Annotated in this window: 19 protein-coding genes; 11 read left to right on the top strand and 8 right to left on the bottom strand. The window is 64.4% G+C overall.

Annotated features, from left to right (window positions below; all coding sequences use genetic code 11):
* The 3 genes from JHD59_RS11720 to bioB form a co-directional block, all read right to left on the bottom strand.
* Positions 1 to 1,765: diguanylate cyclase (locus JHD59_RS11720; protein ID WP_199154375.1), on the bottom strand; the 1,765-nt coding region annotated here is incomplete at its 3' end.
* Between the two features lie 153 nt (positions 1,766 to 1,918).
* Entirely contained in the window at positions 1,919 to 3,070 is a 1,152-nt protein-coding gene (gene bioF, locus JHD59_RS11715; protein ID WP_199154374.1) for an 8-amino-7-oxononanoate synthase, read from the bottom strand.
* Between the two features lie 114 nt (positions 3,071 to 3,184).
* Positions 3,185 to 4,153: a biotin synthase BioB gene (bioB, locus tag JHD59_RS11710; protein ID WP_233164016.1), complete on the bottom strand. Its 969-nt coding sequence runs from the start codon at positions 4,151 to 4,153 to the stop codon at positions 3,185 to 3,187.
* A gap of 107 nt (positions 4,154 to 4,260) precedes the next feature.
* On the opposite strand from bioB, the gene JHD59_RS11705 reads away from it, so the two are divergent.
* The 3 genes from JHD59_RS11705 (at position 4,261) to JHD59_RS11695 (ending at position 6,389) form a co-directional block, all read left to right on the top strand.
* On the top strand, positions 4,261 to 4,971 hold the full coding sequence (locus JHD59_RS11705) for a ComF family protein (RefSeq protein ID WP_199154372.1): 711 nt from the start codon (positions 4,261 to 4,263) through the stop codon (positions 4,969 to 4,971).
* 40 nt (positions 4,972 to 5,011) lie between these two features.
* Positions 5,012 to 5,476 (top strand): tRNA (uridine(34)/cytosine(34)/5-carboxymethylaminomethyluridine(34)-2'-O)-methyltransferase TrmL, encoded by a 465-nt coding sequence (gene trmL / locus JHD59_RS11700; RefSeq protein ID WP_199154377.1) that lies wholly within the window; start codon positions 5,012 to 5,014, stop codon positions 5,474 to 5,476.
* A 103-nt stretch (positions 5,477 to 5,579) separates the two neighbouring features.
* Entirely contained in the window at positions 5,580 to 6,389 is an 810-nt protein-coding gene (locus tag JHD59_RS11695; protein WP_223253587.1) for a septal ring lytic transglycosylase RlpA family protein, read from the top strand.
* 192 nt (positions 6,390 to 6,581) lie between these two features.
* Here the strand turns inward: JHD59_RS11695 and yihA are convergent, their stop codons facing one another.
* On the bottom strand, positions 6,582 to 7,202 hold the full coding sequence (yihA, locus tag JHD59_RS11690) for a ribosome biogenesis GTP-binding protein YihA/YsxC (protein ID WP_199154371.1): 621 nt from the start codon (positions 7,200 to 7,202) through the stop codon (positions 6,582 to 6,584).
* Between the two features lie 92 nt (positions 7,203 to 7,294).
* Here yihA and JHD59_RS11685 point away from each other — a divergent pair, with 92 nt between their 5' ends.
* The 7 genes from JHD59_RS11685 (at position 7,295) to JHD59_RS11655 (ending at position 14,967) form a co-directional block, all read left to right on the top strand.
* Positions 7,295 to 7,909 (top strand): cytochrome c, encoded by a 615-nt coding sequence (locus tag JHD59_RS11685; RefSeq protein WP_103321809.1) that lies wholly within the window; start codon positions 7,295 to 7,297, stop codon positions 7,907 to 7,909.
* Positions 7,910 to 8,021: 112 nt separating this feature from the next.
* Complete coding sequence (locus JHD59_RS11680; protein ID WP_199154370.1) at positions 8,022 to 10,043, top strand: cytochrome c biogenesis protein ResB; 2,022 nt, start codon at positions 8,022 to 8,024, stop codon at positions 10,041 to 10,043.
* Positions 10,043 to 11,188 (top strand): c-type cytochrome biogenesis protein CcsB, encoded by a 1,146-nt coding sequence (gene ccsB / locus JHD59_RS11675; protein WP_103321811.1) that lies wholly within the window; start codon positions 10,043 to 10,045, stop codon positions 11,186 to 11,188. The genes JHD59_RS11680 and ccsB overlap by 1 nt, the downstream gene beginning before the upstream one ends.
* Before the next feature lie 134 nt (positions 11,189 to 11,322).
* On the top strand, positions 11,323 to 12,906 hold the full coding sequence (locus tag JHD59_RS11670; RefSeq protein ID WP_199154369.1) for a TerC family protein: 1,584 nt from the start codon (positions 11,323 to 11,325) through the stop codon (positions 12,904 to 12,906).
* On the top strand, positions 12,887 to 13,195 hold the full coding sequence (locus JHD59_RS11665) for a GIY-YIG nuclease family protein (protein WP_199154368.1): 309 nt from the start codon (positions 12,887 to 12,889) through the stop codon (positions 13,193 to 13,195). The genes JHD59_RS11670 and JHD59_RS11665 overlap by 20 nt, the downstream gene beginning before the upstream one ends.
* 143 nt (positions 13,196 to 13,338) lie before the next feature.
* On the top strand, positions 13,339 to 13,680 hold the full coding sequence (locus JHD59_RS11660; protein WP_199154367.1) for a hypothetical protein: 342 nt from the start codon (positions 13,339 to 13,341) through the stop codon (positions 13,678 to 13,680).
* 108 nt (positions 13,681 to 13,788) lie between these two features.
* Positions 13,789 to 14,967, top strand: coding sequence for an MFS transporter (locus tag JHD59_RS11655; protein WP_199154366.1), 1,179 nt, complete (start codon positions 13,789 to 13,791; stop codon positions 14,965 to 14,967).
* Here the strand turns inward: JHD59_RS11655 and JHD59_RS11650 are convergent.
* Both JHD59_RS11650 and JHD59_RS11645 read right to left on the bottom strand, forming a co-directional pair.
* Positions 14,945 to 15,847, bottom strand: coding sequence for a LysR family transcriptional regulator (locus JHD59_RS11650; RefSeq protein ID WP_199154365.1), 903 nt, complete (start codon positions 15,845 to 15,847; stop codon positions 14,945 to 14,947). The two genes, JHD59_RS11655 and JHD59_RS11650, sit on opposite strands and share 23 nt — an antisense overlap.
* Positions 15,848 to 15,909: 62 nt before the next feature.
* Complete coding sequence (locus JHD59_RS11645; RefSeq protein ID WP_199154364.1) at positions 15,910 to 16,746, bottom strand: isocitrate lyase/phosphoenolpyruvate mutase family protein; 837 nt, start codon at positions 16,744 to 16,746, stop codon at positions 15,910 to 15,912.
* Positions 16,747 to 16,886: 140 nt separating this feature from the next.
* Here JHD59_RS11645 and JHD59_RS11640 point away from each other — a divergent pair, with 140 nt between their 5' ends.
* Complete coding sequence (locus JHD59_RS11640; protein ID WP_199154363.1) at positions 16,887 to 18,203, top strand: bifunctional transcriptional activator/DNA repair enzyme AdaA; 1,317 nt, start codon at positions 16,887 to 16,889, stop codon at positions 18,201 to 18,203.
* Here the strand turns inward: JHD59_RS11640 and JHD59_RS11635 are convergent.
* Both JHD59_RS11635 and JHD59_RS11630 read right to left on the bottom strand, forming a co-directional pair.
* On the bottom strand, positions 18,164 to 19,348 hold the full coding sequence (locus JHD59_RS11635) for an MFS transporter (RefSeq protein WP_199154362.1): 1,185 nt from the start codon (positions 19,346 to 19,348) through the stop codon (positions 18,164 to 18,166). The two genes, JHD59_RS11640 and JHD59_RS11635, sit on opposite strands and share 40 nt — an antisense overlap.
* A 14-nt stretch (positions 19,349 to 19,362) precedes the next feature.
* The gene (locus tag JHD59_RS11630; protein ID WP_199154361.1) at positions 19,363 to 20,073 is read right to left on the bottom strand and encodes an HAD-IA family hydrolase; all 711 of its coding nucleotides are present in this window, start codon (positions 20,071 to 20,073) and stop codon (positions 19,363 to 19,365) included.
* Positions 20,074 to 20,078 lie beyond the last annotated feature (5 nt).

Raw genomic sequence — 20,078 nt, 5'->3', positions numbered from 1 at the left:
CACCCAAACGCGCCAGAAAATCATAGTGGCGCAGGCAGGAACGGATGCGCGCGCCGGCCTCGAACAACAGGTGATCGCCGGCCAGGTGGCCCAGGGTGTCGTTGACCAGCTTGAAGCGGTCCAGGTCGATGAACAACAGCGCGAAACGGTCACCGGAACCGGCGACGAAGCCTTCCCAGGCCCGATGCAGCGCCTTGGCGAAGTAGTTGCGGTTGGGCAGTTTGGTCAGGGGATCGTGCAGGCTGTCGAACTCCAGCTGCGCATTGACTGCGTCCAGCTCGCTGGTGCGCTCTCGCACCCGCTGTTCCAGCTCGGCATAGGCCTGCTGCAGGCTCTCCAGCGCGCGCACCCGCGCCAGCGCCGCGCCGATGTTGTTGGCGACGAACTCCAGCACTTCCTGATCGCGAAAATTATAGTTCACCTCGCCGTCGTAGCTCTGCACCGCCAGCACGCCCAGCAATTCATGGTCGCAGTACAGCGGCACGCCCAACCAGCTTTGCGGCTTTGCGCCTCCGTCTTCCACCGCGGCCTGCACCTGGCTGTACGGGTCGACCAGCAGCGGCCGTCCGCTGTGCAGCACCTGTTCGATATAGCCCTGGGCCGGCTTGCGCGGGTGCAAGACCTCGACATATTCGTCGGCGCAATAGGGAAACGTGATGCGGTCGCTCAGCTTGTCGTATAAGGCCACCACGCAATTGCGCGCCGACACCATTTCCGACAGCAGCCGGTGCAGACCGCTGAGAAAAGCCTCCAGCGACAGACTGGAGTTGGATAATTCAGCGATGCGGAACAAGGCGTTCTGGAACTTCTCCACCTGCTTGCGGCTGGCCACCTCGGCCCGCAGCCTGGCATTGGCGCCTTCCAGCTCGCAGGTGCGCAGCCAGACCTGGCGTTCCAGTTGGCTGCGGTAAAGCACCCGGTCCAATGCGAAACCGACATGGCGGGCGGCGAACATGAACAATAACTGCTCGGACGAGGTCAGCGCCGCCTGGTCCTCATAGGCATGCAGCATGACCGCGCCGATGGGATTGCCGTCGGCGTTCACCAAGGGCGCGCCCATCCAGAACGCCGGCAACACGGCCGGCTGCGCCAGCTTCTCGTCGCGGCACAGTTCGGCGATGCGCTCGCCGGTCAGCACCATGGGCTTGCCGCCGCGCAGCAGCCAGGCGGCCAATGCGGCATGCCCGTCGTCCAGCGGCAGCATCGCTTGCGGCGAAGGCGGCGCCGGATCGCGCCTGTCGACGTAGAACGGAAAATGCAGGCTGGCGCCGTCGTCGCCATACAGCGCGATGGCGAAATTACTGGCATCCATCAGCCGCTGCATCAGCTTGTGCAAGCGCGGCAGCAGCCGATCCAGGCTGGCGCACTCGCCGGCCAAGAGGCTGATTTCCAGCATGGTCTCGTTGGCCAGCCGGGCCGCCGATTGCTCGCTGCGCAGCGCGGCGCAATACAAGTGCCCGCCCAAGAGCGCGGCGATGTCGGCCGCCTCCGCCGGCGCCTGTCCGCGCCACACAAGCCAGCCCACCGTGTTATCCGCCATCCGCAACGCCAGCGCGCCGCCATCCGGTCCCGGCAGACGGCCGCTGGCCAAAGCGTCGGCGCTTGGCAAACCGTCGGCCGCCCCCAAACTGGCCAGGCGCTGCCAGGTCACGCCGGACAGCCCCCATACCGCCGCGGCGGACAACCCGCCACCTCGCCCCAACAGCGCCAAGGCGCGCTCGGCGGCTTGCGCCGGACTTTCCAAATATTCAGCCGTGCTCATCATGTCATTATCGTAGTACGAGTTAGCCGGAAAATCCGCATGCCACGCTCAGGCCGCTTCCCCACGGCCGCGCCAGCTGGCGGACATGCAAAAGCCCGGAGCATAAGCTCCGGGCCGATGGATTTGCCACTGCAGCGGGCGCGCCGCCGCCAGGGTTCAATCCTGCGCTTGCAACAGCAGATCGAGCAGCGCGTCCAGCTGCGCCGGCTCGTGCTGCGCCGACAAGGAAATCCGCAAGCGCGCGCTGTTTTCCGGCACGGAGGGCGGACGGATGGCGGGCACCCAGAAGCCTTGCTGTTTCAAGCGCTCAGCCTGCCTTATGGCATGAGCATCCTCGCCTATGATAATGGCTTGAATCGGTGTGCGGGAAGCCCTGCCGGCAAAATGCGTGCCGGCCAGCCGTTCGCGGCAGCGCGCCGCCAGTTGCCGCAGCCGTTCGCGGCGGTCGTCGCCCTCGGCAATCAGCCGCAGGCTGGTTTCCACCGCGGCGGCCAGCGCCGGCGGCTGCGCGGTGCTGAAGATATAGGTGCGGCCGCGATTGACCAGCCATTCCACCAAAAGCCGGCTGCCGGCGACGAAAGCGCCGGCGAGACCGGCCGCCTTGCCCAGCGTGGCCATGTAGATCAGCCGTTCCGAGGCCAAGCCATGCTCCGCCGCCGAGCCGCGGCCGCCGCCCAGCACGCCGAAACCGTGCGCGTCATCGACATACAGCCAGGCGTCGTAGCGGTCGGCCAGCGCCAGCAAGGCCGGCAGCGGGGCCTCGTCGCCATCCATGCTGTACACCGCGTCCACCGCGATCAGCTTGGTACAGGCGCGGCTCGCCGCCAGCAGCTGTTCCAGATGTTCCAGATCATTGTGGCGGAAACGCTGGAAATCGGCGCGCGACAGCAGGCAGCCATCGTTCAGCGAGGTATGGTTCAACTTGTCGGCGAACACCGCGTCGTCGCGGCCGACCAGGCTGGTGATCACCGCCAGATTGGCGGCATAGCCGGAGCCGAACAACAGCGCCGCCTCGCGGCCGACGAAGCGCGCCAGCGCTTCCTCCGCGCGCTGGTGCGCTTCACTGTGGCCGGTCAGCAGATGCGATGCGCCGCTGCCGGCGCCCCAGCGCTCGACGCCCTGCTGCAGCGCACGCACCAGGGCCGGATGATCGGCCAGCCCCAGGTAATCATTGCTGGCAAACGATAGGTAAGATTGACCTTCAATGACGATATCAACTCCCTGCGGCGACTCCAGGGTGGCGCGTCGGCGCAGGCGGTGATTCGCATCCAGTTCATTCAGGGCGGCGGACAAATCTTGCAGGCGCATGATGGTTGCACTCTTTTGCGTGGGTTGACCAAACCGCGGCGGCGAACCACCTCGGTACGACACACTATATATAGGTTCGCATTTAAGCAGACAGCGCAGAATTGCTAAAGAATATTACAGGGCCCGCAAGTCCAGTTTGGCCATCAGTGTCTGGTCGGCCAGTACATCGGGGTTGCCCGTGGTCAGCAGCTTATCACCATAGAATATCGAGTTGGCGCCGGCCAGGAAGCACAAGGCCTGGGTCGCCTCGTCCATCTCGCGCCGGCCGGCGGACAAGCGGACATAGCTCTTGGGCATGGCGATGCGCGCCGCGGCGATGGTGCGCACAAACTCGGTCCAGTCCAGCCGGCTGGCATCCGCCAGCGGCGTGCCCACCACCTGCACCAGATTATTCACCGGCACCGACTCCGGCTGCGGGTCCAGATTGGCCAGTTGGGCGATCAGCCCGGCGCGGTCGCGCCGGGTTTCATTCATGCCGACGATGCCGCCGCAGCATACCGACAAGCCGGCCTTGCGCACTTTGCCCAGCGTCTCCAGCCGATCCTCATACTCTCGAGTATGGATGATATCCGCATATTTGTCAGGCGCGGTGTCCAGGTTGTGGTTGTAGTAATCCAGGCCCGCGTCCTTCAGCTGCTCAGCCTGCCCGTCGCGCAACAGGCCGAAGGTGGCGCATGTCTCCAGCCCCAGCGCCTTCACCTCGCGCACCATGTCCAAAGTCTTGGCCAAGTCGGCATCCTTCGGCCCGCGCCAGGCCGCGCCCATGCAAAAACGGCCAGCGCCGTTGGCCTTGGCCTGCCGCGCGGCCGCCACCACCTCGTCCACCGTCATCATCGGCTGATCGGCTACCGGCGTGTCATGGTGCAGCGACTGCGGACAATAGCCGCAATCCTCCGGACAGCCGCCGGTTTTGATCGACACCAGCGTCGACAGCTGGATTTTGGTCGGATCGAAAAACTGCCGATGGATCTCTGCCGCGCGGAACACCAGCTCCATGAAGGGCAGACCGAGCAGGGCCTCCACCTCGTCCACGCTCCAGTTGGCTTGTTCCGGGTGCGGCGCCGCCGTGCGCTTGAACTCCATCGGTACAGTATGCATCGTACGCTCCATTCATCTAATGTCATTACAGGGGGACGCATTGCCCATCCCGCCAACAGGGCGGGCGGCAAAATCTTGGAGGGCCAGGCCCGATGCTGTCAAACTTAATTACATCTATAATTGACAACTGCTCACCAATTAAGCAGAACTGCCTGCTTTGCGGACAGGCCGGCACCCGCCGCGGCCTATGCCCGCCTTGCCGCGACATGCTGCCCACCCTGCCCGCTGAACAGTGTCCGCGTTGCGCCGAACCGACGCTTGGCGGCATGCTGTGCGCCCACTGCCAACGCCGGCCGCCGCACTTCGACGCGCTACACGTTCCTTATCTTTTTGACTACCCCCTGAGCGGGCTGATTCATGCCTTCAAGTATGGCAAACGGCTGCCTTTGGCGGGGGTTTTGGGCGGCCTGCTGAGCGATTTCGCGCAGGGCTCCGGCCACGAATACGACCTTGTCATTCCGGTTCCATTGGCAAATGAACGACTTGCGAAAAGGGGCTTCAATCAGAGCGGCGAGCTTGCCAAAGCGTTCGCTGGTACAATAAACACCCGTTTTTCGGATAATCTGTGTTGGCGAAAATACAACACAGCGTCGCAGGCCTCGCTCGGCCGCGCCGAAAGACTCAGAAACGTGCGCCATGCGTTCGGCGTAAAACGCCGCTGCGACGGGCTTTCCATCGCCATCATCGACGACGTCGCCACCAGCGGCGCCACCCTCTCCTCCCTGGCTCGAGAGCTCAAAAAACAGGGTGCGAAACGGGTCGACGGATGGGCGCTGGCCCGGGCGTTTTCCCCAAAAACTTGACCAAGATTTTGATTCCTTGGAACAATCCAGCCTGCCAACGATGTTCACTGTTGTTCTATTTCAGCCGGAAATTCCGCCCAACACGGGCAATGTGATCCGTTTATGTGCCAACACCGGCTGTGAACTGCATCTGGTCAAACCGATGGGCTTCCCGCTTGAGGATGCCAAGTTGCGGCGAGCGGGACTCGATTATCACGAGTATGCCCGCGTCGTGGTCCACGAAGACTGGTCTGCTTGTCTGCAGGCCCTTCAGGGACGGCGGATTTTCGCCGCGACGACGAAAGGCGCTACGCGCCATGACCGGATTTCCTACCAACCCGGGGACGTTTTTCTGTTCGGTCCCGAATCCCGCGGCTTGCCGCAAGAGGTGCTGGCTGCCCTGCCGGCGCAACAAAGGATTCGCTTGCCGATGCGTCCCGAGTCGAGAAGCCTCAACCTCTCCAACGCCGTCGCTGTGACGGTGTATGAGGCTTGGCGCCAGATCGACTTCGCAGGGGGGGCATAGCAGTTCGCAAGGTTGGCCCAACAGCATAGGGAGGTTTATGCAACCTGTACTCCGATGGCTGTGGCTTGTATTTGTCAGTCTCGTGCTTGTGGCCTGTTCCACCGTGAAGACGGCCAGTGCCACAAACCAGTCGGCTACGCCGACAAACAAGAAGACCGTCGCCAAGAACGGGGCTTATTTCCAGAACGACGGTCCGGCCGATCATATCCCGGTCAACCTGAATCTGGTGCCCGACGCCGTGCCGCAAGAAGAGCCGCTGATCAAGTCGGCTAACCTGCCGTACTCGGCGCTGGGCATGAGCTTCCGTCCTGACGTGCGCGAAAAGCCTTACCACGCCACAGGCCGTGCCTCTTGGTACGGCAAACAGTTCCACGGTCGCAAGACGACCTCGGGCGAACGCTATGACATGTTCGCCATGACCGCAGCGCACCCGACGCTGCCGATCCCGAGCTATGCCCGGGTGACCAACCTGACCAACGGCAAGTCCGTGGTGGTCCGCATCAATGATCGCGGTCCGTTCCACAAGAGCCGTTTGATGGATCTGTCGTTTGCAGCCGCCTACAAGCTTGGCTTCGTCAAGCAAGGCAGCGCCAAGATCGCGGTGGACCGCGTCTGGCCGGCCGCCGACGATACTTATGTCGCTTCGGCGCAACCGGTGACCGAGCCGGTCCGCGAGCTGAAGGCAGGCGACAATCCGAAATATCTGCAGCTGGGTTCATTTACCAAGCTGGCCAACGCGGAAGCGCTGCTGCAGAAGATGCTGGACCAGCTGGATGACAAATATGACTCCAAGCTCGGCATCGTCAACCAGGAAGGCCTCTACAAGGTGCGCCTGGGCCCGTTCCCCTCGGACGAGGCCGTACGCACCGTAGCGGAGAATCTTCACGTCGAAACCGTGATCTCCAGCTTGTAAGGCTGACTGCTGAATCGTATGGCACAGGGCGAAAGGCGAAGGATGCATCCTTCGCCTTTTTTCATGCCCGCCGCCCAAGAAAAAACCCCGGCCTTTCGGACCGGGGCAATGCCTAAATATCAACGATTCAGGCCCCGCTCAGGGAGCCAAGCGGGAGGTGTGAACACCTAATGCTTAGGTGGCGGGCCGCAATCAAAGTTCCTGCGGCGGCTCGTCCACCGGCGGCAACGCGTCGAACCAGCCCTTCACGACCTGCTCCACCTGGTCCACGCCGGCCTTCTTCAGGCTGGAGAACATCTGCACGCTGACGGCCGGGTAATCGGCCAGCTCGCGCTTCACCAGCGCCAGCACCTTGGCCTGCTCCTGGCGCGACAGCTTGTCGGCCTTGGACAGCAGGATATGCACCGGGCGGCCGGTTTCGCGGAAAAAATCCAACATTCTGCGATCGAGTTCCTTAAGCGGGTGGCGAGCGTCCATAATCAACAGGAGGCCGATCAGGCTCTGCCGCGTCTGCAGGTAGCGACCCAGCAGCTCCACCCAGTGCGCGCGCACCGCCTCCGGCACCTCGGCATAGCCGTAGCCTGGCAGGTCCACCAGGAAGCACTCCTCGCCCAGCTCGAAGAAGTTGATGTGCTGGGTCCGGCCCGGCGTCTTGGACACGTAGGCCAGACGCGTGCGGTTGGCCAGCGTGTTTATCGCGCTGGACTTGCCGGCATTGGAGCGTCCCACGAAGGCGACCTCGGCGCGCGTGGCCGGCAGGTCCTTCATGTGGTTGACGGTGGTATAAAATCTGGCGTTCTGAAAAATCGACATGGTAGTAAGGTTGAAATCAGTTGGTATAGAATAACAGGTTTGGAATTGCTACTTTTACAGATATTTTAGGGCTCACCCCTAAAGGAGCGACCATGAAACGAATAATGCTGTTGGCGATGGCAACCTTTTCCCTGGCCGGCTCAGCGCTGGCAGCCGCTCCGGGCCCGCAGGGCGACCCGGCGAAAGGCAAGCAGATCGTCGATACCGTCTGCGCGGCCTGCCACGGAGTGGACGGCAACAGCGTCGCGGCGGCCAATCCCTCGCTGGCAGGACAGAGTTCCCAATATCTGTATAACCAGTTAAAAGCCTTCAAGAGCGGCCAGCGCAAGAATCCGACCATGCTCGGCATGGCGTCCACGCTGTCCGACGACGATATGCGCAATGTCGCGGCCTACTTCAGCGAACAGAAGCCCAAGGAGCGCGAGGCCGCCGACAAGGCGCTGATGCCGCTGGGCGCCAAGATTTACCGCGTGGGCAACAATACCACCCATGTGCCGGCCTGTATGGCTTGCCACGGTCCTGCCGGCAAGGGTCTGCCCGACGAATTCCCGCGCCTGGGCAGCCAGCATGCCGCGTATGTCGCCAAGCAACTGGCCGACTTCAAGGCCGGCGCCGATCGCAAAAATTCCATCATGTACGACATCGCCAGCCGCATGACGGACGAGGAGATGAAGGCCGTCGCCGAATACATCTCCGGCCTGCGCTGAGCGCCATGCCCGCCCGGCACGCCTCCGCCAAGCGCGCGCAGCCGCAACTTTGCCGACCCGGCTCGTTCAAAAGGGAAGCCCCAGGCGGGCTTCCCTTTTTGTGTTCCCGACCATGAATAAAAATCAACGCCGCCATTCCACCGTCCACGCGCTGTATGAGCTGCTCAGTTCGATGCGTTTCGCCATCGGCCTGTTGACCATCCTGGCCATCGCCTCGGTCATCGGCACCGTGCTGAAACAGAACGAGCCCTATCCGAACTATGCTTTCGAGTTCGGCCAGTTCTGGTTCCAGGCCTTCGAACGGCTAGGCTTGTTCGACGTCTACCATTCCGGCTGGTTCCTGACCATCCTGGCCTTCCTGGTGCTGTCCACCACGCTGTGCGTGCTGCGCAACGGCCCGGGCTTCATCAAACAGATGCGCTCGTTCCGAGAAAAGGCCAGCGACGGCTCGCTGGCCGCCATGGCGCACAGCACCGCTTTTACCGCCGAGCAGGCCGATCCGCAGCGGCTGTACGGCTATCTGCAGGCCCAGGGCTTCCGCTGGCGGGAGACCGAGCGCGGCAGCGGCGTGCGGCTGATCGCGGCCAAGAAGGGCGCGGCCGGCAAACTCGGTTATTTCTTCGCCCACATCGCCTTGATCGTCATCTGCGTCGGCGGGCTGATAGACGGCAACCTGCCGCTGAAATTGGCGGAAATGGCTGGCCGCATCGTGCCGGAAACCCGCGACATCCCGCAAAGCCAGATTCCCGCCGCCAGCCGCCTCGGCACGTCCAATCTGTCGTTCCGCGGCAACGTCAACATCGCCGAGGGCAAGAGCGCCGACGTCACCTTCCTGAATTCCGGCAACGGCTATCTGGTGCAGGAGCTGCCCTTCATCGTCACGCTGAAGAAATTCCATGTCGATTACTACAGCAATGGCATGCCCAAGCTGTTCGCCAGCGACATAGTGGTGACAGACAAGGCCACCGGCAAGCGCACCGAGGCGACGGTCAAGGTCAACCATCCGCTGATCGTGGACGGCGTGGCCATCTATCAGTCCAGCTTCGGCGACGGCGGCTCGCCGCTGCGCTTCAACGCCTGGAACTTGGCCTCCCCGCACGCGGCGCCGGTACCGCTCGCGGGGGTATCGATGAACAGCCAGCCGCTGCGCGCCAACGGCAAGGACTACACGCTGGAGTTCGGCGAGCTGCGCGTATTCAATATCGAAAACATCGGCAAGCCGGACGCGGCCGACCCCACGCTGCGGCAACGCATGCAGGACGCGCGCGAAGTGAAGCACGAAAAGTCGCTGAAGAACTTCGGCCCCTCCGTCAGCTTCAAGCTGCGCGACGCCCAAGGCCAGGCGGTGGAGTACCTGCATTACATGGCGCCGATCGAGCAGGACGGCGCGCAATATCTGATGGCCGGCATGCGGCGCACCCCGGCGGAGCCGTTCCAGTACCTGCGCCTGCCGCTGGACGACGATATGAAGCTGGATCGCTTCATGCGCCTGTACGCCGCGCTGCGCGATCCGGCGCTGTACGACGAAGCGGCGGCCCGCGCCACCCGCAAGGCCCAACAGGGCGGCGTGATCGACGCCAAGCTGGCCCGCCAGTTCGGCGACAGCGTCAAGGGCGTGCTGCAACGCTTCGCCGACAACGGCTTCGCCGGACTGGAGAAATTCCTGGACGAACGGGTGCCGGCCGACAAGCGCCAGGCGGTGGCGCAAACCTATATCAAGATCCTGCAAGGCGCGGTGATCGACGTGATGGCGGTGGCCGATGAGAAAGCCGGCGCCAAGCCGCTGGCCGCCGACACCGCCCACTACCGCTTCCTGCTGGACGGCCTGGTGGCCGCCAGCGGCCTGCATGACTACGGCGCGCCGGTCTTCCTGCAACTGGACGGTTTCGACCAGGTGCAGTCGTCCGGCCTGCAGCTGACCCGTTCGCCGGGCAAGATCCTGGTGTACTTGGGATCAGTCCTGCTTGTGCTCGGCATCGTGCTAATGTTCTATGTGCGGGAACTAAGACTGTGGATACGCCTGGATGGCCGCCATCTGCGGGTGGCCATGACGTCGAATCGACACAATCGCGATCTGGATACCGACTTTCAGCGTCACGTCGACGCCATCCAACACCTGACAAGGGGAGCCTGATGGAGCTTGTCAATTCCGCTTACGCCCGCGTGCCGCTATGGCAGCGGCTGAACCTGTGGGACTGGGCCTATGCGCTGCTGATCGTGGCTGCCGCCGGCTATGCCTTCAAGCTGTACCACCTCAATATGGACGTGTACGAGCAGGGCATCCTGGCCGGTTCGGCGCTGGGCCTGATCGCGCTGGGCTGGTTCTGGAAGGCCTGGCGCGGCTATTTCCCGCTGGCCGGCGCCTTGGCGCTGGCCGCCATCCCACTGTACCAGCATGATCTGGCGCGCGGCCAGCAGGCGTTCTGGCTCAAGTACGCGCTGTCCAGCCAATCCGCCATCATGTGGATGTGCACGCTGTTCTTCCTCGCCACCGGCGTCTACTGGGTGGCGCTGCTGCGCCGTTCGGACTCGCTGGCGCGCATGGGCAGCGGGCTGACCTGGTCCGCCGCGGTGATGGGGCTGGCCGGCCTGTTCGTGCGCTGGTATGAAAGCTATTTGATCGCGCCGGACGTCGGTCACATCCCGGTGTCCAATCTGTACGAAGTCTTCGTGCTGTTCACGCTGATCACCGCGCTGATGTACCTGTACTACGAGGCCAAGTTCGCCGCGCGCCAAGCCGGCGCGCTGGTGCTGCTGGTCATCAGCGCCGCGGTACTCTTCATCCTGTGGTACACCTTCGACCGCAAGGCGCATGAGATCCAGCCTCTGATCCCGGCGCTGCAATCGTGGTGGATGAAGATACACGTGCCGGCCAACTTCGTCGGCTACGGCGCCTTCTCGCTGGCGGCGATGCTGGGCGTCGGCGAGCTGATGGCGCAGAAGGGCTGGCTGAAAGACCGCCTGCCCAGCGCCGAGGTGCTGGACGAAATGATGTACAAGGCCATCTCGGTGGGCTTCCTGTTCTTCACCATCGCCACCATCCTGGGCGCGATGTGGGCGGCGGACGCCTGGGGCGGCTACTGGAGCTGGGACCCGAAGGAAACCTGGGCGCTGATCGTCTGGCTGAACTACGCCGCCTGGCTGCACATCCGCTTGGTCAAAGGCTGGCGCGGCGCGCCGCTGGCCTGGTGGGCGGTGATCGGCCTGGCCGTCACCTCCTTCGCCTTCCTCGGCGTCAATATGTTCCTGTCCGGCCTGCACTCCTACGGCGGCTTGTAATCTTTCCCGGTTATCATGCACGCCCCGCCGCAAACGGGGCGTTTTGCATTTCTCCCGCCCGGAACGATGGCATTTGGTATCCTTGTAACGCTTTTATCGATTTTTTATCCCTTTAAGGAACGTTCTACACCATCATGGACTTATCGTGGCTGTCCGACCCCGCCGCCTGGCTGGGCCTCTTGACGCTGATCATCCTCGAGATCGTACTCGGCATCGACAACCTGATTTTCGTGGCCATCCTGGCCGAGAAACTGCCGCCGGAACAACGCGACCGCGCCCGCATCACCGGCTTGTCGCTGGCGCTGATCATGCGGCTGGTACTCCTGGCCAGCATCTCCTGGCTGGTGACCCTGACGACGCCGCTGTTCTCGGTCTGGGGCCAATCGTTCGCCGGTCGCGACCTGATCATGCTGGGCGGCGGCGCCTTCCTGCTGTTCAAGGCCACCACCGAGCTGCATGAGCGGCTGGAAGGCGTGGAACACGCCAAGGGCGCCACGCAACGCGCCTATGCCGCCTTCGGCACCGTGGTGGCGCAAATCCTGGTGCTGGACGCCGTGTTCTCCATCGACTCGGTCATCACCGCCATCGGCATGTCCGAACATCTGCCGGTGATGATGCTGGCCGTCATCGTGGCGATGATCCTGATGATCGCCGCCAGCAAGCCCTTGACCGCCTTCGTCAACGCTCACCCCACCGTGGTGATGCTGTGCCTGGGCTTCCTGCTGATGATCGGCTTCAGCCTGATCGCGGAAGGCTTCGGTTTCCACATTCCCAAGGGCTATCTGTACGCCGCCATCGGCTTCTCGGTGCTGATCGAGGCTTTCAACCAGGTGTCGCAGGCCAACCGCATCCGCTACCTGAACCGCACGCAAAGCTTCCGCGAACGCACCGCCGATGCCGTGCTGAGCCTGATGGGCAGCCGCCTGTCCGACGGCGCGGCGCCCGAGGCCAAGCCCGAAGCCGGCCCGCAACCGGTGGAAGACACCGCCTTCGGCCACAACGAACGCGCGATGATACACAGCGTGCTGACCCTGGCCGAACGGCCGATCCGCGTCATCGCCACCCCGCGCGCCGACATCCACCGCCTGGACCTGAGCCAGCCGGAAGCGGCCCAGCGCAAGGCCTTGCGCGACAGCCCGCACTCCCGCATGGTGGTGATCCGCGACGGCAGCATAGACGAACCGCTGGGCATCGTCGCCCGCAAGGACTTGCTGGCGCAGCTGCTGGATGGCCGTCCGCTGGACATCGACGCCGCGCTGCGCCAGCCGCTGGTGCTGCCGGAGACCGTCACCGTGCTGAAAGCGCTGGAAAGCTTCCGCCAGCACGCCGCCGACATGGCCTTCGTCGTCGACGAATTCGGCAGCCTGGAGGGCATCGTCACCCAGAAAGACCTGATGGAAGCCATCGCCGGCGAATTCCCGGAAGAGCACGAGCGCCATGAATTGCCGGCCATCGTCGCCCATCCGGACGGCAGCTACAACGTGGAAGGCAGCCTGGAGCTGGTGACGCTGGAACAGTACCTGACGCTGGGCGATTTCGAGGATGAAGACTTCCACACCGTGGCCGGTTTGCTGATGGACTGCCTGGAACGCATCCCGCGCGAGGGCGATGAAGTGGTCGTGGGCGACTGGAAGCTGCGCGTCACCGCGCAGAAGGGCAACCGCACCGAGCGCGTGCTGATCAGCCCGCTGGCCAACCATGGCGGCGACGAGCAGTAAGCCCGACAGCCAGGGCCCGCAGCGGCCCTGGTTTCTCTACGTGCTGCGCTGCGAGAGCGGCGCCCTGTACACCGGCATCAGCACCGACGTGGCGCGCCGCTTCGCGCAGCACGCCGCCGGCAAGGGCGCGCGCTACACCCGCCTCAATCCGCCGGTCTCCATCGAAATGGTGGTGGAGTACCCGGACCGTTCGGCCGCGCTGCAGGCCGAACACGCCTTCAAATGCCTCTCCAGCGCTGCCAAACGGGATTTTCTGGGCCGACATGGCCATGCCAAACAGGCAAGCTGATCCTGCCCGCGCCGCAATTATGAACAGCCGTAAAACAGCGGCTGTTTACATATATGTACATATTTCTTGACCCAGCCCAACTTCCTGCCTTGGCGTAGGCTGAGTTCAGGTAATCCTTACCTGGACCCATTCGGGAGAACATCATGAAAAAGCTCGCTCGCAACATCCTGTCTGCCACCCTGCTCTGCGGCCTCGCCTGCGCCGGCGCGGCCCAAGCCAACGAAACCCAATGGCAGAAACACCACCCCCGCCGAGAGGAGGTGAACAAGCGGCTGGCCAACCAGAACAAGCGCATCAACCAGGAAGAAAAAAGCGGAAAAATCAACCAGGCCGAAGCGCACAAGCTGCACCGGGAGGACCAGAACATCCGCCAGCAGGAACGCGACATGGCCAAGCTCGATCACGGCCACATCACCAAGCAAGAACAGAATGTGCTGAACCAGGAGGAAAACGGGGTCAGCCAGCAGATCAAGAACGGCAACTAATGGTCTGAACGCCTTGCGCCGCCGGCAAAACGGCTTTGCCGGCGCGCGCCTAGCCGCCGCGCCCCTTGCCCGCCTAGACTGCAGCCCGTCACTCCTCGGAATGCAGCTATGATGCCATCTTCTGCCGTTTCTGCCCCCGCCAGTCTGCCGCGTCCGCAATTGCTGCTGTACGCAGCCGCTAGCGGCTGCGCGGTCGCCAATCTCTATTACATCCAGCCACTGATGCTGTTGCTGGCCCAATCCCTGGGTACCGGCCTGCATCACATAGGCACCGTCGCCACAGTGCTGCAACTGGCCTATGCCGCAGGTCTGCTATTGCTGCTGCCTTTGGCCGACATTGTGGATAAAAAACGCTTGCTGGCTGCTCTGTGGATAAGTAACGGCGCGGGAGCCGTGCTGGCTGCCAATGCAGGCTCGCTGAGCCAGCTGCTGCTGGCCAGCCTGGTAATAGGCGCCAGCGCCATCAGCGCCCAGGTGCTGATCCCGCTGGCCTCTCAGCAGGCCGCGCCGGAACAGCGAGGACGGGTGGTCGGCTGCATCCTCAGCGGCATGCTTAGCGGTATTCTGTTGTCGCGCAGCATAGCCGGCACGCTGGCAACCCATGGCGGCTGGCAAGCGGTTTACTGGCTGGCGGCAGGAGTCGATGTCTTGCTGCTGCTGTTCGTCCTGCCGCGTATCCCCTCCAGCTGCGGCTCCACGAACACAGCCTACCCCGCGCTACTGGCTTCGCTATGGCGACTGTGGCGACTCCAGCCGCTGCTGCGTGCCGCCTGTCTGTGCGGTGCGGCCTCGTTCGCCGCTGTCAGCGCGCTGTGGAGCGCATTGGCCTGGTTGCTGGCTCAGGCACCCTATCACTATGCCAGCGGTGAAGTGGGGTTATTCGGTCTCGCCAGCGTGGCCGGCATCCTCGCCACCCCGCATCTGGGCCGATGGGCCGACCGCCGTGGCAGCCGCCAACTGGTGACGCTAGGCGCGGGACTGGCGCTGGCTGCCTTCGCCTTGCTGGTTTGGGGCACCATGCTGCCGGCGCTGATCGCCGCGCTGTTGCTGCTGGATGTGGGCGGACGCGCCGCACTGCTGGGCAACCAGTTGCGCGCGCTGGCGCTGGATGCCCAGGCCCGTTCCCGGCTCAACACCCTGTTCATGGCCAGCTATTTCTTGGGCGGCGCGCTGGGCACGCGGCTGGGCGCCAGCCTGGCGCCGCGTTTCGGCTGGATGGGGATTGCCGCCTTCGGCTTGTGCGCCACGCTGTTGATCTGGCGCGTCAACCGCCGGCTGCCTGCCTGAACTCTCCACTTCCCGCCAACTGCCGTGCCAACGCCCGATGGAATAGCTGGAGCTTGGCCGACATTGCCGGCAACGCCCTCAGTAGATGGATGTCCTCCTCGCGGCCGGCCGGATCACGCATCACTAGCCGCAGATGACCAACTCGCAGATCGGACTGCGCGACCCAATCCGGCAACAGCGCCAACCCCAAGCCCAGGCAAGCGGCCTCGCGCAAGGCGTCGAAATCGTCGCAGCGCAACGCCGCTTCCATCTGCGGCAGGATACGCCGCCAGCCATGGCCTGACGGATCGTTCAGTTTGTCCAACAAGCGGTGGCCGGCCAGATCGGCCTCCCCAACCGGCTGCCCATGTCGCGCCAGATAATCCGGACTGGCCACCACCAGCCAGCGCTGGCGGCCAAGATGGCTGGCATACAGCCCGCTGTCCGGCAGCACGCCGATGCGGATGGCGCCATCCAGACGCTCCAGCGATGGATTAGCCAACCGCTCGGTCAGGTCCAGTTCCAGTCTCAATTCCGGATGGTTTTGCTGCCAGTCGATCAGCCAAGGCAGAATCTGCCGCTTGCCAAAAGTTGGCCAGCAACTGATCCGCAGCACGCCTTCGGTACTGCCAGCCACTGCGCGCACCTCTGCGTCCATATCGGCCAGCGCGTCCAGAATCCCCTGGGCGCGGATGAACAGCCGTTCGCCGCCATCGGTCAGCCTCACCCCGCGACTGGAACGCACCAGCAGCGGGAGGGCAAAGTACGCCTCCAGCTGATCCAGCTGCCGGCTCAAGGCAGAAGCCGTGACGCCACGCCGCCGCGCCGCCGCCGAAAACGAGCGGCAACGAACCACTTCAACAAATACCGCCAGTTGCTCGGCATAGCGCACCGTCTCCATCGTACCCTCAGCACAAAAATTCGAATGTCGTTTTGTACACGCCACGCGAGGGAAGAACAAGCTCAGGCATGCTCAAACAAGCCCTCGGCCTCGGCAAAGCCATAGTGATGGCCGAGCATGGATGGCCACTCGCCCAAGCGCGCCTCGTCCGCCATCCGCCGCACCAACCCCATCACCGCGAGCATCGGCCCTGCGCCCAGGCTGACTCGGGCTACGCCGACATCGAACCAGTCAGACGCGCCGGCCACGCCAGGCAAGGCCATCAGATTCAACGGACCGTTCAGGGCTCGGACCAGCCGTGCCGCTTCGACAACATCGACCAACCCGGGCACGAACACCATGTCCGCGCCGGCCGCCAGGTAAGCGTTGCCGCGCGCCAGCGTTTCGGCGAAGCGCCGCTCGGCACTCAGCCCCAAGTCCAACAAATAGGTATCGACGCGGGCATTGATCCATAGCGGCGCGTTCAACGCGTCGGCCATCTGTCTGGCGGCGGCCAGGCGCGCGCATTGCGACTCGATAGAGAACAAGGGCTGCGCCAAAGCGCCATGGCCGTTGTCCTCCAGATTGACGCCAACCGCGCCGGCCTCCATCGCCCCCCGTACAGTCACGGCGACATCCTGCGGGGATAGGCCATAGCCTGCCTCGATGTCGGCGCTGACGGGGACGTCCACGCCGCGGACGATGGCTGCGATCTCGCTTAGCATCGCCTCGCGTCCTATGCGCTGAGCATCGCGCCAACCTCGGGCGTAGGCGATGCCGCCGCTGGTGGTGGCAAGGGCGGGATGGCCGGCGGCTTCGAACAACCGGGCGCTGGCGGCATCCCAGGCATTGGGCAGCAGCAGCTTGCCTTGAATGTTGAGTTGGCGGAAATGCTGGAACTGGGTCAGCGGCGCAATCATGACGACTCCTGTTGTGGGAAACGCCGTCATCGTCTCGCAAGCATCGCCCGCCTGCTGGCGGATTCCGGACGTGGACAGCGCCCGCTATTCAGTTCCGAAAACCGCTGGCTGCGACGGGGAATTGGCGCGATCATCAGGCGATGGAATTCGATCCCGATACTTGCTATCGCGCGCTGGCCAGCCGCGATGCCCGCTTCGACGGCCGCTTCTTCATCGGCGTGCGCACCACCGGCATCTACTGCCGGCCGATCTGCCCTGCTCGCACCGCGCGCCGCGAAAACGTGGACTTCTATCCGACAGCCGCCGCCGCGCAAGAGGCGGGCTTCCGTCCCTGCCTGCGCTGCCGGCCGGAAGCCGCGCCGGATTCCGGCGCTTGGCGCGGCGTCTCCAACAGCGGCCACTCCCACACCGTGGCGCGCGCGTTGGCGCTGATCGAGCAAGGCGCTCTGGACGAAGCCGGTCTGTCCCTGCTGACGGATAAGCTGGGCGTGGGCGAGCGGCAATTGCGCCGACTATTCGCGCAATATGTGGGCGCTTCGCCGCAAGCCGTGGCGCAAACGCGCCGGATACTGCTGGCCAAGCAACTGATCCATGAGACCCGCATGCCGCTGACCGACATCGCTTTTGCCGCCGGCTTCGGCAGCGTGCGTCGCTTCAATGAAGTGTTCCAGCAGCTGTATCGCCGTCCTCCTGGCGCGTTGCGCCGCGACATCGACGCCGCGGCAGCGGCGTCAGACCATATCAGCCTACTGCTGCGCTATCGTCCGCCCTACCACTGGCAAGCCATGCTGGATTACCTGCGGCGACAAGCCGTTCCCGGGTTGGAGATCGTGCGGGAAGACTGCTATGTCCGCGCCATCGCCCAGGATGGCGAATGCGGGGTGCTGACGGTCAGCCACGAGCCGCGGCAGCACGCCCTGCGTGTCGGCCTGCACCTTCCCCGTCTGCGCGCCTTGCCGCAGCTGCTGGCGCGCGTCAGGGCCATGTTCGACCTTGCGGCGGATATGGAACCGATAGAGCGTCAACTGGCGCAAGACCCCTTGCTGGCGCAGCTGGTCCCGCGGCAAACCGGCTTGCGGCTGCCCGGCGTCTGGGATGGCGAGGAAATCCGCTTCCGCCAGCTTTCGATCCCGGACAGGCTGGAGTGGCTGGAAACGCGCGGCCAGCCGCTGTCCCATCCCGCCTTTCCAGCCTTGCGCTTCGCGTTGCCGGAATCGGCCGAGCCGCCGCCGCCCGACGGGCCAGACCGGCTGCCGCCCGAGCCGGACTGGCAAGCCGCCCTGCTCGCACGGGAAGGCAAAACCGCGGATTTGTCGCCCGCCAGAATGGAAAACTGGCGGCCATGGCGCGCCTATGCCGCACACCACTTGCTTATGGCCGGCAACAGGGATGACGCATGCGGAACCGCAGTCCCCGCTCACGCGCCCCTGGAATACGCCTTGCGCGCGCTTTCTTGACCCGAGCGCAACACCAGCGCGGCGACGGCCAGCAAGGGCAGGCAAACCGCGTTGACCACTTGCCAGCCATAGAAGGCCATGAAGGCGCCGGCCCCGAACGAGGCCAGCACATTGGCGCTGTACACCACCAGCGAATTGATGCCCTGCGCCTTAACCCGCAGCGAGGCGGGATAGGTATTGGCCAACAGCAGGGTGCCGCCGTTGAAGATGAAGTTCCAGCCTATGCCGGACAGCGCCAGCTCCGCCATATAGACGGCGTAGCTCTGCGTGGGCAGCAGCGTCATCAGGCAACCGGCGGCGCTGATCGCGATGCCGGCCGCGACCAGCCCACGCAATCCAAACCAGCGCACCAGCGTCGGATTGAACAGCGAGGGCAGATACATCAGCGCGAAGTGGACCTGCAACACCTGGGCGGACATTTGCACGCCGAAACCGCACATCTGCAAGGAAATCGGCGTCGCGTTCATCACCAGCGTCATCACCGCGAAGCCTATCGCGCACAGCGCGCTGGCCTTGGCGAAATCGCTGCGCAGGTCCAGCCTGCCGGCGGCGCCCGGCGCGTCCGCATGCTTGCCCAGCTCGGTCGACAGCCACATCTGCGACAGCGCCAGCAGCACGCACACCGCGGCCAGCGCGGCGAAGGCGCCGGCATACGGCACGCCGCTCAGCGCGCCGGCGAATTGCCCGCCCAGGAACGGCCCGGTCACGCCGCCGGCCACCCCGGCGCCGGTGACGATGGACACGGCGGAGGTGCGTTCCTCCGGCGTGCGCGCCGCGTCTATGGCGGCAAAGCGGTAATACTGGCCGAAAGAGCTGAATATCCCCAGCAGGAAGGCGCCCAGGATCAGCGTGGCGAAACTCTGCGCCCACAAGCCCAGGCAACACACCACGCCGCCCAGCACCCCTATGCCGGCCTTGAACATGAAGCCGCTGCGGCGGCCCATGCGCCCCATCAGCATCGACGCCGGATAAATCATCAACAGCGCGCCCAGCACCGTCGCGGTGACCGGCAGCGTGCTCAGCGAGCGTTCCGGCGCCAGATAGGCACCGGACAGACTGGACACCGAGGTCAGCAGGGACACCACCGTGCTGGTCAAGGCCTGGCCCAGGGCCAGGACCAGGATGTCGCGGGAAGGCTTTTCCATGAAAGACATCCTCTTCAAGCGATGGCGCGGCGTCGCGCCGCGCCGTTGGTGAAATCGGCCCATAGCGCCGGCAGCTCGTCCAGCGCGCCCACGGACCATGCCTCGCCGTCCAGCCCTTCGCCATAGCCATGGCGCGCATGGATGAAGCGCATGCCAGCTGCCTGGGCGGCCTGGCGGTCTATTGCGGTGTCGCCGACCAGGACGGCTACGTCCGGCGCCCGCCCCACCAGCTGGACCGCGTGCAATAGCGGCCGCGGATCCGGTTTCTTCCAGTCCAGGGTATCGCCGCACACGATGACGTCGAACCGGCCGGCCAGGCCCAGGCTGTCCAGCAGAGGCAACGTGAAGCGGCTCAGCTTATTGGTGCATAGCCCCAGCGCCGCGCCCTGCGCAACCAGCGCGTCCAGCGCGGCGGCGGCGCCCGGATACAAACGGGAATGCTCGGCCAGGCTCTGCGCGTAATGCTCCAGATAGCGCGCGTTGAGGTCGGCGAGCAGCGCCTCGCCCTCGCGCCCCGCTCGCGCCAACGCGGCCCGCGGGAACGCCAATCCACCCAGCCCCAGACATTCCCGGGCCAGCGCCGTCTCCGCCTCAGGCAGGCCCAGCTCGCGCAACGCCCGGTTCATCGCCAGCGCCACATCGTCCAGCGTGTCCACCAGCGTGCCGTCCAGATCGAACAGGACCAGGCCTGCGTCCGCCGGCGTGTTCATCATGTCATCGCTCATGCCCG

It is taken from the genome of Chromobacterium sp. ASV23 (assembly GCF_016428945.1).
Taxonomy (GTDB): domain Bacteria; phylum Pseudomonadota; class Gammaproteobacteria; order Burkholderiales; family Chromobacteriaceae; genus Chromobacterium; species Chromobacterium sinusclupearum.
Note: the sequence above shows the minus strand (reverse complement) of the source record. Positions and strands in the feature narration are given on the sequence as shown.